General features: G+C 59.5%; 14 protein-coding genes. 5 read left to right on the top strand and 9 right to left on the bottom strand.

Going from position 1 to position 13,002, the window contains the following annotated elements; translation table 11 throughout:
• Window positions 1–2: 2 nt before the first annotated feature.
• Both EDF70_RS05240 and EDF70_RS05235 read right to left on the bottom strand, forming a co-directional pair.
• Window positions 3–983 carry an ABC transporter substrate-binding protein gene (locus EDF70_RS05240; RefSeq protein WP_132272243.1) on the bottom strand — a complete coding sequence of 327 codons (981 nt, stop codon included), beginning with the start codon at window positions 981–983 and terminating at the stop codon, window positions 3–5.
• 146 nt (window positions 984–1,129) lie between these two features.
• The gene (locus tag EDF70_RS05235) at window positions 1,130–2,374 is read right to left on the bottom strand and encodes a PLP-dependent aminotransferase family protein (protein ID WP_132272242.1); all 1,245 of its coding nucleotides are present in this window, start codon (window positions 2,372–2,374) and stop codon (window positions 1,130–1,132) included.
• Window positions 2,375–2,560: 186 nt separating this feature from the next.
• Here EDF70_RS05235 and EDF70_RS05230 point away from each other — a divergent pair, with 186 nt between their 5' ends.
• On the top strand, window positions 2,561–3,013 hold the full coding sequence (locus EDF70_RS05230; protein WP_132272241.1) for an RbsD/FucU family protein: 453 nt from the start codon (window positions 2,561–2,563) through the stop codon (window positions 3,011–3,013).
• Between the two features lie 80 nt (window positions 3,014–3,093).
• On the opposite strand, the gene ilvC is transcribed toward EDF70_RS05230, so the two are convergent.
• The 3 genes from ilvC to EDF70_RS05215 all read right to left on the bottom strand — a co-directional run bounded on the left by ilvC (window position 3,094) and on the right by EDF70_RS05215 (window position 5,398).
• Window positions 3,094–4,113 carry a ketol-acid reductoisomerase gene (ilvC, locus tag EDF70_RS05225; RefSeq protein ID WP_132272240.1) on the bottom strand — a complete coding sequence of 340 codons (1,020 nt, stop codon included), beginning with the start codon at window positions 4,111–4,113 and terminating at the stop codon, window positions 3,094–3,096.
• A gap of 72 nt (window positions 4,114–4,185) precedes the next feature.
• Entirely contained in the window at window positions 4,186–4,845 is a 660-nt protein-coding gene (locus EDF70_RS05220; RefSeq protein ID WP_132272239.1) for a TetR/AcrR family transcriptional regulator, read from the bottom strand.
• Window positions 4,846–4,996: 151 nt separating this feature from the next.
• Complete coding sequence (locus EDF70_RS05215) at window positions 4,997–5,398, bottom strand: helix-turn-helix domain-containing protein (protein ID WP_132272238.1); 402 nt, start codon at window positions 5,396–5,398, stop codon at window positions 4,997–4,999.
• A 140-nt stretch (window positions 5,399–5,538) separates the two neighbouring features.
• On the opposite strand from EDF70_RS05215, the gene EDF70_RS05210 reads away from it, so the two are divergent.
• A complete protein-coding gene (locus tag EDF70_RS05210) occupies window positions 5,539–6,423 on the top strand; it encodes an SDR family oxidoreductase (protein WP_132272237.1) in 885 nt (294 codons plus the stop codon).
• Between the two features lie 72 nt (window positions 6,424–6,495).
• Window positions 6,496–7,185: an aspartate/glutamate racemase family protein gene (locus tag EDF70_RS05205; RefSeq protein WP_132272236.1), complete on the top strand. Its 690-nt coding sequence runs from the start codon at window positions 6,496–6,498 to the stop codon at window positions 7,183–7,185.
• A gap of 14 nt (window positions 7,186–7,199) precedes the next feature.
• On the opposite strand, the gene EDF70_RS05200 is transcribed toward EDF70_RS05205, so the two are convergent.
• Both EDF70_RS05200 and EDF70_RS05195 read right to left on the bottom strand, forming a co-directional pair.
• Window positions 7,200–8,462 carry an NAD(P)/FAD-dependent oxidoreductase gene (locus tag EDF70_RS05200; RefSeq protein ID WP_132272235.1) on the bottom strand — a complete coding sequence of 421 codons (1,263 nt, stop codon included), beginning with the start codon at window positions 8,460–8,462 and terminating at the stop codon, window positions 7,200–7,202.
• A gap of 88 nt (window positions 8,463–8,550) precedes the next feature.
• Window positions 8,551–9,303: a pyridoxine 5'-phosphate synthase gene (locus EDF70_RS05195; RefSeq protein ID WP_132272234.1), complete on the bottom strand. Its 753-nt coding sequence runs from the start codon at window positions 9,301–9,303 to the stop codon at window positions 8,551–8,553.
• 295 nt (window positions 9,304–9,598) lie between these two features.
• On the opposite strand from EDF70_RS05195, the gene EDF70_RS05190 reads away from it, so the two are divergent.
• Window positions 9,599–10,288 carry a MerR family transcriptional regulator gene (locus EDF70_RS05190; RefSeq protein ID WP_132272233.1) on the top strand — a complete coding sequence of 230 codons (690 nt, stop codon included), beginning with the start codon at window positions 9,599–9,601 and terminating at the stop codon, window positions 10,286–10,288.
• 2 nt (window positions 10,289–10,290) lie between these two features.
• Here the strand turns inward: EDF70_RS05190 and EDF70_RS05185 are convergent, their stop codons facing one another.
• The gene (locus EDF70_RS05185; protein WP_132272232.1) at window positions 10,291–11,415 is read right to left on the bottom strand and encodes an ATP-dependent RecD-like DNA helicase; all 1,125 of its coding nucleotides are present in this window, start codon (window positions 11,413–11,415) and stop codon (window positions 10,291–10,293) included.
• A gap of 114 nt (window positions 11,416–11,529) precedes the next feature.
• Window positions 11,530–12,399: an aldose 1-epimerase family protein gene (locus EDF70_RS05180; RefSeq protein WP_132272231.1), complete on the bottom strand. Its 870-nt coding sequence runs from the start codon at window positions 12,397–12,399 to the stop codon at window positions 11,530–11,532.
• 179 nt (window positions 12,400–12,578) lie between these two features.
• Between EDF70_RS05180 and EDF70_RS05175 the strand changes: the two genes are divergently transcribed.
• On the top strand, window positions 12,579–12,959 hold the full coding sequence (locus EDF70_RS05175) for a hypothetical protein (protein ID WP_132272230.1): 381 nt from the start codon (window positions 12,579–12,581) through the stop codon (window positions 12,957–12,959).
• Window positions 12,960–13,002: the final 43 nt, after the last annotated feature.

Genomic DNA, 13,002 nt, shown 5'->3' with positions numbered 1-13,002 from the left:
TATCAGCCCTTGGTGCCAAAGATATCGGAGAAGGTTTTTACGTCCTTTTCCGAATTCTTGAGCGCATCGGCAGCATTGAGCGGCAGGACCTTGATCTTGTCGCGTGCCGGGTAACCGGCCGGCAGGTCGATGCCGTTACGGGCCGGGATATAGCCGAGACCGGCGGCAATCTTCTGGCCGTTTTCCGACAGCAGATAGTCCATGAACTTTTTGGCGTTGTCCTGATGTTTGGTCGAGGACAGGATTGCCGCCGGCTCGGTGACGGCGGAAACGCCTTCCTTCGGGAAAACGAACTCGACCGGCGCGCCCTTGGCCTTCTCGCGGATCGGCATATAATCGACGACGACGCCGTAAGCCTTTTCGCCAGAAGCGACTGCCTTCAGCACGCCGCCGTTACCGCCGGCTGCAACAGCGCCGTTGGCCTTGAGGTCCTTGTAGTAGTCCCAGCCGAGACCTTCGACACCGGCAAGTGTCTGGGCGTGGATGAGAGCAGCACCCGAAGCAACCGGGCTCGGCATGGTGACGAGGCCCTTGGCTTCCGGCTTGGCAAGATCGGCCCAGCTTTCCGGCTTCATGGCAGCCTGCGTGTTGTACATGATGCCGGTGGTGATCAGCTTGGTCGAATAATAGAAGCCGTCAGCGTCATAAAGCGAGGCATCGAAATTCTTGGCTTCCGGCGACTTGTAGGCGAGCAGCTGGCCGGCAGCCTTCATCCGCTCGAAGGTGACCGTGTCGGCGATCAGCAGAACGTCGGCAACCGGGTTGCCGGCAGCAAGTTCGGCGTTCAGCTTTGCCATGATCTGCGGGGTTCCGTCGCGGACCCATTCGACATCGACGCCCGGATTGGCAGCCTTGAAGCCATCAATGGTTGCCTGTGCGTCGGCATTCGGCTGGCTGGTATAGACCACCAGATCGGCAGCGTTGACGACGCCTGCGAAGCCGAGCGCCACGAGCGCCGTAAAGGTGGACAGAAGCTTTTTCATGAGGGTCATCCTGTTTGAGCTGACGCGCTTAAACACACATTCAACGACACTCATGTGACAGTGTTTGCCGCGGACGGCAACAGTTACGAAAAAAGGGCGAATCGCCTGTGGATCCGCCCTTTCTCGACATCTATCGTGATCGTCGATCAGATGATCGGCAGGCTTTCGTGATCGGTCACCGAGGCATTGGCAACCAGACGGCCAAGGCGCTTGATGCCCTCGTCGATCATCTGGTCATTGGCGCAGGAGAACGAGACGCGCAGCGTGTTTGCATTGCTGCCATCGGCAAAAAACGCCTTGCCCGGCACGAAGGCCACCTTTTCGGTTGCCAGCGATTTCGCCAGCAGCTCGGCGCCGTCCATGCCCTCCGGCAACGTCACCCAGACGAACATGCCGCCTTCCGGCTTCGTCCAGCTGGTGTTCTTGGGCATGTATTTTTCGAGCGCCGCCAGCATGGCGTCGCGACGACCACTGTAGACACGCTTGATCTTGGCGACCTGCTCGGCGAAACCGCGCGAGGCGACATGTTCGACGGCGATCTGGTTGATCGTCGAGGAATGCAGGTCGGCCGCCTGTTTCATCAGAACCAGCTTGCGGATGACCGGCATGGCAGCGACGACGAAACCGACGCGCAGACCCGGCGCCAGCGTTTTCGAAAAACTGCCGCTATAGATGGTGCGGGTGTTTTCAATGCCGCCGCTGCGCGCAATGTCGAGCGCCAGGATCGGCGCGATGGCTTCACCGTCGAAACGCAGGTTCTGATAGGCCGCGTCTTCGAGGATGGCGATATCCAGTTCGTCGGCCAGCGCCAGCAGCTTTTCACGGCCGGCAAGGTCGATCGTCTCACCTGTGGGGTTTGAGAAGTCGGCCGAGAGATAGGCGAACTTCACCGCGCCGCCAGCCTTGGATGCCGTCTCGCGATAAGCTGCCGGCGTGCGGTTGCCGTTGAGAGACAGCTGATCGTAATGCGGTTCATAGGCATTAAAGGCCGAAAGCGCGCCAAGATAGGTCGGCCATGTGACCAGCGCCGTATCGTTCGGCGACAGAAACAGCTTGCCGAAATAGTCGAGCGCCTGCTGCGAGCCGGAGGTGATGAACACGTTGTCGGCCGAACAGTCGATGCCGATCTTGGCCATGTCCGCAACAATCCAGTCGCGCAGCGGCTTGTAGCCTTCGCTCACCGAATATTGCAGCGCCGAATTCACCTGCGCACCGGAAAAGATATCGGCATAGGCCGCCTTGAATTCTTCCGCCGGAAACAGCGCCGGATCCGGAATGCCGCCGGCAAACGAGATGATGTCCGGCTGTTCCAGCAATTTCAAAAGCTCGCGGATTTCCGAAGCCTTCATGCGGCCGGAACGCGTGGCGAAGATATGTTCCCAATCAAGCACGGGATGTTTCCTCTTATTTCAATTTTGTTGGCTTTAGCTTTACAGAAGTTCCGACAGGTCAGCAATGCTGACCTATCGATGTTTTGCGATTTTTTTGATTTTTTCAAATCGCCTTGGATACCCGTAGCTTCTCAGTCGGCGGCAAGTATGTCACCACGGTTCTCCTTATGATCAAGGAGGAAGATCATGCTGAAAAACCTGGACCCCGCGCTCAATGCCGACGTCCTTCATGCTCTCAGATCCATGGGCCATGGCGACGCACTCGTACTGGCCGATACCAATTTTCCATCCGATTCGATCGCACGGCAAACGACGCTGGGGCGCCTGCTGCGGATCGACAATGTTTCGGCCGAACGCGCCATGCAGGCCATCCTGTCGGTCCTGCCGCTCGACACTCCGTTGCAGCCATCGGTCGGGCGCATGGAGGTGATCGGCGAACCCGACACCATCCCGGAGATCCAGCGCGAAGTTCAGTCGCAAATCGATGCGGCGGAAGGTCACTCAGCACCGATGTACGGCATCGAGCGCTTCGCATTCTACGAAAAGGCCAAACAGGCCTATTGCGTCATCGCGACCGGGGAAACCCGTTTTTACGGCTGCTTTATTCTCACCAAGGGTGTTGTTCCACCCAAGGCCTGAAACGCAAGACGCCGCGCAAAGGTTTCCCTGCGCGGCATTTTCTGTCAGTCGATCACAACGGTCGACCAGGCATTAGCCGTTTAGTTGACGGCCTTGTCGACCAGCTTGTTCTTGCCGATCCAGGGCATCATGGCGCGCAGCTTGGTGCCGACTTCCTCGATCTGGTGGCTGTCGTTGAGGCGACGGATACCCTTGAAGCGGGCGCCGCCGGCACGGTATTCCTGCATCCAGTCCGAGGTGAACTTGCCGGTCTGGATATCGGTCAGAACGCGCTTCATTTCAGCCTTGGTTTCGGCAGTGATGATGCGCGGGCCGGTGACGTATTCGCCCCACTCGGCTGTGTTCGAGATCGAGTAGTTCATGTTGGCGATGCCGCCTTCATAGATCAGGTCGACGATCAGCTTCACTTCGTGCAGGCACTCGAAATAGGCCATTTCCGGGGCGTAACCGCCTTCGACCAGCGTTTCGAAGCCGGCGCGGATCAGCTCGACCAGACCGCCGCACAGAACGACCTGCTCGCCGAAAAGATCGGTTTCGCACTCTTCCTTGAACGTCGTCTCGATGATGCCCGAACGGCCGCCACCAACGCCGCAGGCGTAGGACAGAGCCAGTTCAAGCGCATTGCCCGAAGCGTTCTGGTGGATGGCAACGAGGCAAGGAACGCCGCCGCCCTTCTGGTATTCGCCGCGAACCGTGTGGCCCGGGCCCTTCGGTGCGATCATGACGACATCGATCGAAGCCTTCGGCTCGATCAGGCCGAAATGCACGTTGAGGCCGTGCGCGAATGCGATGGTGGCACCGTCGCGGATATTGGCGGCAATTTCGTCGCGGTAGATGTCGGCCTGCAGTTCGTCAGGCGTTGCCATCATCATAAGGTCGGCCCAACCGGCCGCTTCAGCAACCGTCATGACCTTGAAGCCATCGGCTTCAGCCTTCTTGGCTGTTGCCGAACCGGCCTTCAGAGCGATCGCCATGTTCTGGGCGCCGGAATCCTTCAGGTTCAGCGCGTGCGCGCGACCCTGGGAACCGTAGCCGATGATGGCGACCTTCTTGGACTTGATGAGGTTGATGTCGGCATCACGATCGTAATAAACGCGCATCCTAAAATTCCTTCCCTATGCGAGCGGTTTGTTCTGCCGGTCCATCAGGCATCCGGCGTGTGACTAAGGTTGTTATCGCGCCGAGGAGGCACGAACGGCCTCCACGGTATCCTTGTTGGTTCCGTGCAGGAGGAGAAAGGCCTCGACAGCCTTTTGCGCCTGCCGGCCATTGTCCTTGAGGCCTGACTCGCCGAGCAGCATGCGCACATGCAGGTCGGAAACGACCAGACCGTAAAATGTATGGTAAGCCTCGTCGGCATCGTGAAAACGCAGCAGGCCGGAGCGCTTTCCGGTGTCGATCAGCGCCCTCGCCCGACGGTCGATTTCACGACGACCATGCTCGAGCAACATCTTTCCAAGCTTGGAGCCATCGCGGCTCGACTGCCCGATCGCCAGCCGGTTCAGCGCCAGCGAAACATCGCCGGCCAGAACTTCCAGCAGATCACGCGCAAAAATCTCGAGATGTTCGCGCAGAGCGTCCGTGCTCAGGCGCTCGCCGCTGCGATCCGCCGTGCGCACCTTGCTCTGCTGGAACGAAATCATTGCTGCCAGCAGACCGTCGCGGTCACCGAACCATTTGTACAGGCTTTCCTTGGAACAGTTGGCAGCCCGCGCCAGACCGGAGGTCGTCAGCGCCTTGTCTCCACCTTCGACGAGAAGACGCAGTGCCTCGGCCAGAACGGCGCTCTGGCGCGGCGTAAACTTTGCCGATGTGGCGGTGTCAGCGGGCACGATGTTTTCCTCAAAACGGCGACGTACGGAATAGGTACCGTACGGTACGGTTCTTCGTACTTGCGGCTTATTGCGTCGTCAAGAGGATGTGCGCAACAAATTCCCTGAAAATTGACTGTAGCCAGTTCGGCAGCATTCAAATGCCGGCGACCTATAGCTCGGAATCGAACTTCACCCGTGCCGCCTTCACTGCCGTATGATTGGCCTGCGCCCAATCGAGCACCAGCGACAGCGGCCGAAATAGCGACATGCCGAGCTCCGTCATCCGGTATTCGACACTTGGCGGCTTGGTGGGAAAGACCTCGCGGTCGATATAGCCGTCCCGCTGCAATTCACGCAGCGTCTGGGTCAGCATGCGCTGCGAAATATCCGGCACCAGCCGCCGCAACTCGCCAAACCGATAGGGCCGCTCCGCCAGGGCCTGCAGCAGAAGCGTCGACCACTTTCCGGAAATCTGGTTGATGACATCACGCACCGGGCAATTGCCGGCATCCCAGTTGGACATGTCGCATTCCTTGCCGGCAAATTGTGGAACGCGGACATTGGTATTCATGAGGTGGTTCCCTTTAGGTAACGATCTCCCCAAAAACTGCCTTCTTTACAGAAGCACGTCAATTCCTATTCTATCCCTGGTCTCTTTTTGAGAGCGACATATCTTCCATTCAGGAAGACATCAGGGATAAGGAAACATTCATGGCAAAGCTTCTCGTCACCGGCGCCAATGGCCAACTCGGCCGCGCCGTCATCCGCCACCTTCTGGAGACTGTGCAAGTTCCGGCAGCAGACATTGTCGCAGCCAGCCGCGACACCTCCAAGCTGGCCGATCTGGCCGCACTCGGCATCGAGGCCCGCAAGGCGGATTTCACCGATGAAGCGGGGCTGGAAGCCGCCTTTACCGGCGTTGAGCGCGTGCTGATCATTTCCACCGACGAACTGGCCGTTCCCGGGGCGCGTCTGCAACAGCACAGCAATGCCGTCAACGCGGCCAAAAAGGCAGGCGTGAGCCATGTGCTTTACACGTCGATGCCGAACCCGGACAAATCGCTGGTGAGCTTCGCGCCCGACCATCTCGGCACCGAAGAAGCCATCAAGGCAAGCGGCCTCAGCTACACCATCCTGCGCAATGCCTGGTATCACGACAATTACCTGATGAGCATGCCGCACAATCTTGAGGGCGGAAAATGGTTCACCGCGACCGGCGAAGGCAAGGTTGCCAATATCTCCCGTGACGACTGCGCCCGCGCCGCCGCCGCCGCACTCGCCAACCCGCCTGCCGGTAACCAGACGCTCACCCTTACCGGCTCGCAATCACTCAACGCCGATCAGATCGCAGCCATCGTTTCCAAGGCTGCAGGAAAACCTCTGGACGTGGTACAGGTGAATGGCGAGCAGCTCGCCGCCGGCATGGCAGCCGCAGGCCTGCCGGATTTTGTGGTGCGCATGCTGGCCTCGGCAGACGCCAACGTCGCCGCCGGCAATTTCGACCTCGTCACCGGCGATTTCAAGGCGCTGACCGGCCGCGACCCGCAATCGCTGCAGGCATTCTTTGAGGAAAGCCGCGCCGCGCTGGTTGGCTAAGCCGCGATTGCCAGAATGTGGAAGTGAGACTAGAGCGTGTCGCAGCTAATCTCACTTTTCACGGAGACATGAATGCGCACCATCGGCCTGATCGGCGGCATGAGCTTTGAAAGCACGGAAGTCTATTACCGGCTGATCAATGAGATGGTGCGCGACCGCATGGGCGGCTTTGCTTCGGCAGACCTGATGATGCATTCGGTAAATTTCGCAGACATCGTCGATATGCAGAAAAGCGGCCGCTGGGATCTGGCCGCCGATGCGCTATCGACAAGCGCCAGACGACTTCAGGCGGCGGGTGCCGCCTGCGTGCTGATCTGTACCAACACCATGCATCTCGTCGCCCCGCAGGTGGCTGCGGCCGTCGATATCCCGCTCATTCATATCATCGATGAAACTGCCGAAGCGCTTGCCGCACAAGGCCTGCGCCGTCCGCTTCTGCTCGCCACCCGTTACACGATGGAGCATGGCTTTTATACTGATCGCATGACGTCCCTCGGCATCGACGTCATGACACCTGAACCGGACGACCGCACCGCAATCCACGACATCATCTTCAACGAACTGTGTGCCGGCACGGTCAGGGAAAGCTCACGCGAAACAGCCCTCGGCATGATCGACAAGGCAAAGGCGTCCGGAGCCGACAGCGTCATACTCGGCTGCACGGAGATCTGCCTTCTGCTCGACCCCAAGCAACTGCCGCTTCCCGGAATAGATTCGGCCGCCGTGCATGCACAGGCGGCCGTGGATTTTTCGCTCACGTAAACGCGTAAACCGCCTCAGGATTCATCTTTCAGCGTTTCCTTCTGGGTGATCAGCCGGGCGCTGTGCAGGCCCGACATATGCGTCCACATCCAGCTCCATGCGACCGCAAGGCGAGAGCGATTGCCGATCAGGAAGTAGATGTGGGCAAGCCCCCAGATCCACCAGGCAAGCCCACCCTTCAGCTTGAACTTGCCGAAATCGATCACGGCGGCACGGCGGCCGATGGTCGCCAGACTTCCCTGATGGCGATAGCGGAACGGTCCCGGCACCGGCTTGCCGGCAAGACGCGCGTGAAGAAGTTTGGCGACATAAGCGCCCTGCTGCTTTGCCGCCGGCGCAATGCCCGGCACCGGCTTGCCGTCCTGCAGGACAAGCGCTGTGTCGCCGAGAACAAAAATGTTCGCATCGTCGGCAATGGCGAGATCGGGACCAACGACTGCACGCCCTGCCCGGTCGGCCTCGATATCCAGCCATTTTGCCGCCGGAGACGCCTGAACGCCGGCCGCCCACATCACGGTGCGGGCCGGAACGAACGTGTCGCCGATCGTCACGCCATCCTCGGTGATCGCCGTCACCGGCTTGCCGGTCAGCACTTCGACGCCGAGCTTTTCCAGCGCCGACTTAGCATAGGCCGAAAGATCCTCGGAAAACGCCGGAAGCACACGCGGGCCGGCCTCGACCAGAAGCACGCGGGTACGCTTGGTATCGATCTTGCGGAATTCCGACGGCAGGACCTGATGCGCCAGTTCGGCGATCATGCCGGCCATTTCAACTCCGGTCGGGCCGGCGCCGATAATGGCGAAGGTCAGTTGCGCATCCAGTTCGGCGGTGCGGTTGGTCAGTTCGGCACGCTCGAACGCCAGAAGCACGCGGCGACGCAGTGTGGTCGCATCCTCCAGCGTCTTCAGACCGGGCGCCACGCTTTCCCAGTCGTCGCGACCGAAATAGGCGTGGCGGGCACCGGTGGCCAGAACCAGCGTATCGTATTCCAGCACTTCGCCGGATTTCAGCTGCACCGTCCGGCTGGCGCGGTCGACACCAAGCACTTCGTCCAGCAGTGTCGTCACATCCGGGCGATCGCGATAAAGGCGGCGGATTGGCCATGCGATTTCAGAAGTCGCTAGAACCGTCGTCGCGACCTGATAGAGCAGCGGCTGGAAAAGGTGATGATTGCGTCGGTCGACGAGGGTGATCTTGACCGGAGCACCTTTGAGAGAATGCACAAGCTGCAGGCCTGCAAAGCCACCGCCGACGACGACAACACGATGTTCAGTCACAACCATTCCTTCCGGGAAACGCATCGACAATATGGATGCTGCGACGCAATATGGTTATTTACTGATAATCGTCAATTTGAAAACTGCGTCAGATTGTCTGCCCGCAGGCGCGCCGGAAGCGCCGCACGGTTTCCGCCATGCCGAACTCCAGCGCATCCGACGTCAGGCCATGGCCGATCGAGACTTCCGCCAGTTTCGGAATGCGCTTCACCAGTGCCGGAAGGTTCGCCACGGTCAGGTCATGCCCTGCATTGACGGAAAGCCCCTCGGCGATTGCGGCATCCGCCGTCTGCCCAAGCTTTTCCAGAATGGCAGCGCCGGCAGCCGCGTCTTCGTAACAGCCGCCATAAGGACCGGTGTAAAGCTCGATACGGTCAGCGCCTGTCGATTTGGCCAGCCGCACCGCCTCGACATCGCCGTCACCATCCGCGAACAACGATACCCGCATGCCCTTGCTCTTTAGCCGGCCAACCACCCGCTTCAACATCTCCTGATCGGCACGAAAGTCGAAACCGTGATCCGAAGTGGCCTGTGCCGGGTCGTCAGGCACCAACGTCACCTGCTCCGGCTCGGTACGCTCGCACAGCGCCAGAAAATCCTCGCTGGGATAACCTTCGATATTGAATTCCGCCTGCGGAAACTCGTCATCGATCAAGGCGCGGAGAACCGGCAGGTCGGAAAAGCGGATATGCCGCTGGTCGGGACGCGGATGCACGGTCAGTCCGCTCGCACCCGCCTGCAACGCGATCCGACCGAGATGTTCCAGGCTCGGCCACGGCAGATCGCGGCGATTGCGTAGCATGGCAATGGCATTGACGTTCACGGAAAGCGTAGTCGGCATGAGCAGGCGTCCCCACGGGATGGTCACAAAGGCATTTAACGTTTGCGAGCTTTAAGCCATCCGTCGTCACACACAACGTTTTTTGACAAAAACGCGCGTGCAGCACGATTGATGCCTGCGCGAAGAATACAGAAAATACAACTTATTATGGATGGAGAGTGAGGATTCACTACGGATGGTGAAAATGTCACCATCTGCTCATAAAAGCTGCGCCTCGGTGATTCGAGGGAAGCAGGGAGGGATTGAATGGTGACCGTGCAAAGCCGGCACCAGTCTCGCGCGACAAAGGAGCATCATGCGAGAAAGTCTCGATCTTTTTGGCACCCTGCAGGTGCCAGCCCATCTGTCGGCCTTCCCGGCCGGTTTCCTGCCGCATCTGGCGGGTATCGATGCCCTGCCGGCTCAACCGCTACCGATTGCCGAAATGGCGGATCTGTTCGGCGTCACCCATCGCACGCTGCATTTCTACGAGGAAAAGAACCTTCTTATCCCCGAACGCACAGGCACGATGCGGATCTATGACACCGGCTGCGTGATGCGCATGATGGTCATCAATACGTGTCGCGAAATCGGCATGACGCTCGCCGATATTCAAGACCTGATGGAACGGTTGAGCCTGACGCAATCGCAGTTGGAGGCCGATGAACTGTTTCGGGATTGCCTATCCACCCATCGCAGACGGCTGGTCACCGAAATATCGCTGATCACTCGAAAAATTACCCGGATTCGCACGATCATGAGCAGCGAGGAGGAGCCTATGCCTGCGCTATCGACAGCAGAGCCGCCGGCTCGGCTCTCCGACATGGAAAAACGCTGCCTTGGCCTGATGACCGAAGGCTACAAGGGCGGCAGCCTCGCATTGGCGCTCGGCATCTGCAGCGGTGAACTGCAGAGGCTGGAAGACACGATCATGACCAAGCTTGATGCGGCAAACCGCTATCAGGCGGCGGCAAAGGCAATCCTGTCCGGCATGTTGCCGAACTGAGTTTATCGCACGATGGTCAGCGTTTCGGCTGCACGCGTCACGGCCGTGTAGAGCCAGCGCTCACGGGTATCGCGAAAAGCCCAGCTTTCGTCGAACAAAACGACATTGTTCCACTGCGAACCCTGCGCCTTATGTACCGTCAGGGCATAACCGTAATCGAACTCGTCGTAACGCTTGCGCGTCGACCACGGGATTTCCTCTTCGGTCTCGAAAGACTGCTTGAGCAGTTTGATCTTGGCTGCGCCGCGGTCCATATCGTCGTCTTCCGGCCGGATCATCAGATTGATGCCGGGCTTGACGGTTTCGCGGGACGAACTCATGACCTGCCACAACGAGCCGTTGAGCAGGCCCTTGACCTGATCGTTGCGCAGGCAGACCAGCTTGTCACCCGATTGCGGATAGTCGGCGGTAAAACCCTTCAACTCCCGAAGGCGCTGATTATAGCGCTTGCGGGTCTTGTTGGTGCCGACCAGAACCTGATCCGCCTCCAGCACCAGTTCCTGATTGACCTCGTTTCGGGAAATCACCTTGGCGGTACCGTAATCGCCATGCATGATTTCCTTGCCCTCGCGGATCTGCATGGCAAGCTGGATGATCGGGTTGTCGCGTGCCTGACGGTGAATGTCGGTCAGCAGGTAATCGGGGTCCTGTTCGGTAAAATAACCGCCGCCCGAGACCGGCGGCAGCTGGCCAGGATCGCCAAGCACGAGAATGGGCGTGCCAAAACTCATCAGGTCACGGCCAAGCGCCTCGTCCACCATCGAGCATTCGTCGATGACGATCAGTGCCGCCTTGGCAACCGGGCTCTGACGATTGATGGAGAACATCGGCGCGATCGAGGTCTTGCCGGTATCTTCATCCTCGACCGCTTCCTCGCCGCGCGGGCGATAGATCAGCGAATGGATCGTCTTGGCATTGCTGGCACCGCGCGAGCGCAGAACCTGCGCCGCCTTGCCGGTGAAAGCCGCAAACAGCACATCGCCATCGACATGCTCGGCAAAGTGTTTTGCAAGCGTGGTCTTGCCGGTGCCGGCATAACCAAACAACCGGAAAACCGGCGTGCGACCGGCTTTCAGCCAGTCGGAAACGGCCTTCAGGGCCTCGTCCTGTTGCGGAGCAAATTGCATGCCGCGACTTGGCAGGATTCGGACAGCCAAAGCAACAGAAAAGAACGAAAGAGGATCAAATGGGCGGGGCTAAAAACCTTGGGACAGCCCCTGACCGATGTTTGAAGCGCCTGATCAGGCCGGCAGTTCGACCGTGAAGGCGAACCTCGCTTTTGCTCCGGGCGCCAGAGTGGTGGTCGACGGGCGGGCCGAGAGTTCCAGACCGGCACCGGCCTTGGCGGCCATGCCATGCCATGGCTCGATGCAGAGGAAGGGCGCGCCGACCTTCTGCCACAAAGCCAGATTGGGCAAGTTCTCGAATGTAAAATGCAATTGCGGACCGCCTTCAACGCCGTAGGTCAGGCCGTTGCCTGCGCCTTGCGGAAAGATCATCGCATCGGCCTCGAACATCGAGTGCTGAACCGTCAGGCGCCCTGCCTTGAACGGCGAATCGAGCAGCGTGCGAGGAACAAGGCCACCCTCAAGCCGTGACAGCGCCGGTTCACCACCATTGTCCAGCACGAGCTCGTGAGGCTTGCCTTCAGCCCCCGGCAGCGGCCAGAGAAACGCCGGATGGAAGCCGAGGCCGAAGGGCATATCGGCTTCGCCGCGGTTCTCCACCTCCGCGGCCACGGTCAGCTTTCGGCCTTCGACCGAATGCTCGATCGCCAGCAGAAAATCGAACGGATAGACGGCATGCGTAACATCCGATGCCACCAGTTCGAAACGACACATCGAAGGCGTCGAAGCGGTCAGATCGAAAGTGGTGCGGCGCGCAAAGCCATGCTGCGCCATCGGATAGACATGGCCGTCGATCTCGACATGATCATCCGGCGCCTTGCCGACAATCGGAAACAGAATTGGCGAGCGGCCGGTCCAATACTCGGAATCACCATCCCAGAGCCAGTCGCGACCGTCCTTCGTTTTCATGCTCTGCATCTCGGCGCCAAGCGGCGAAACCTCGACGGTAAGATATTCATTCCCGATCCGCACCGGCTGGGTCATCGCGCTTCCTTCAAGATCTGCTCTCTCGATTCGTTCCTGTGGAACTTAGTCGCCCCACGCGCTGTTGCCAGCCGCATCTCGTCTTAAAATATTTTCTTTGACGGGAATAAACGCGCCCCTACCGGTGTCTTGTCTATCGGACGGCAGAGGAAACCGCCCTTAACCCGAGGAGAGAACCGATGAAGACACCGACATTCCTGTCCAGCCTGACGATCGCTACCATCTTCGCCACCGCGGCATTCGCCGCCAGCCCGGTCAAAACCGTCAAGACGGCCAAAGGCGAAGTGCTTGCCGGCGAGAAGGGCATGACGCTCTATACATTCAAGAACGACAAGTCCGGTACCTCCAACTGCTACGACAAATGCGCCACCAACTGGCCGCCGCTTCTGGCCGCTTCCGATGCCAAGGCCGAAGGTGCATACTCGCTCGTCACCCGCAAGGACGGGCAGAAACAATGGGCCAAGGACGGCATGCCGCTTTACTACTGGGTCAAGGACACCAAGGAAGGCGACACCACCGGTGATGGCGTGAATGGCGTGTGGGATGTCGCGAAACCCTGACGACACCAAAGGCGATTGCGGATCGGCGGCGGGGAAAGCCTTC

The organism is Neorhizobium sp. JUb45 (genome assembly GCF_004343585.1).
Taxonomy (GTDB): domain Bacteria; phylum Pseudomonadota; class Alphaproteobacteria; order Rhizobiales; family Rhizobiaceae; genus Neorhizobium.
Note: the sequence above shows the minus strand (reverse complement) of the source record. Positions and strands in the feature narration are given on the sequence as shown.

What these genes read in the sequence shown, in the direction of transcription:
- EDF70_RS05205 (WP_132272236.1), top strand. Translation starts at nt 6,496, where the DNA reads ATGCGCACCATCGGCCTGATCGGCGGCATGAGCTTTGAAAGCACGGAA.
- EDF70_RS05175 (WP_132272230.1), top strand. Translation starts at nt 12,579, where the DNA reads ATGAAGACACCGACATTCCTGTCCAGCCTGACGATCGCTACCATCTTC.
- ilvC (WP_132272240.1), bottom strand. Translation starts at nt 4,113, where the DNA reads ATGCGCGTTTATTACGATCGTGATGCCGACATCAACCTCATCAAGTCC.
- EDF70_RS05190 (WP_132272233.1), top strand. Translation starts at nt 9,599, where the DNA reads ATGCGAGAAAGTCTCGATCTTTTTGGCACCCTGCAGGTGCCAGCCCAT.
- EDF70_RS05180 (WP_132272231.1), bottom strand. Translation starts at nt 12,399, where the DNA reads ATGACCCAGCCGGTGCGGATCGGGAATGAATATCTTACCGTCGAGGTT.
- EDF70_RS05215 (WP_132272238.1), bottom strand. Translation starts at nt 5,398, where the DNA reads ATGAATACCAATGTCCGCGTTCCACAATTTGCCGGCAAGGAATGCGAC.
- EDF70_RS05210 (WP_132272237.1), top strand. Translation starts at nt 5,539, where the DNA reads ATGGCAAAGCTTCTCGTCACCGGCGCCAATGGCCAACTCGGCCGCGCC.
- EDF70_RS05185 (WP_132272232.1), bottom strand. Translation starts at nt 11,415, where the DNA reads ATGCAATTTGCTCCGCAACAGGACGAGGCCCTGAAGGCCGTTTCCGAC.
- EDF70_RS05230 (WP_132272241.1), top strand. Translation starts at nt 2,561, where the DNA reads ATGCTGAAAAACCTGGACCCCGCGCTCAATGCCGACGTCCTTCATGCT.
- EDF70_RS05240 (WP_132272243.1), bottom strand. Translation starts at nt 983, where the DNA reads ATGAAAAAGCTTCTGTCCACCTTTACGGCGCTCGTGGCGCTCGGCTTC.
- EDF70_RS05195 (WP_132272234.1), bottom strand. Translation starts at nt 9,303, where the DNA reads ATGCCGACTACGCTTTCCGTGAACGTCAATGCCATTGCCATGCTACGC.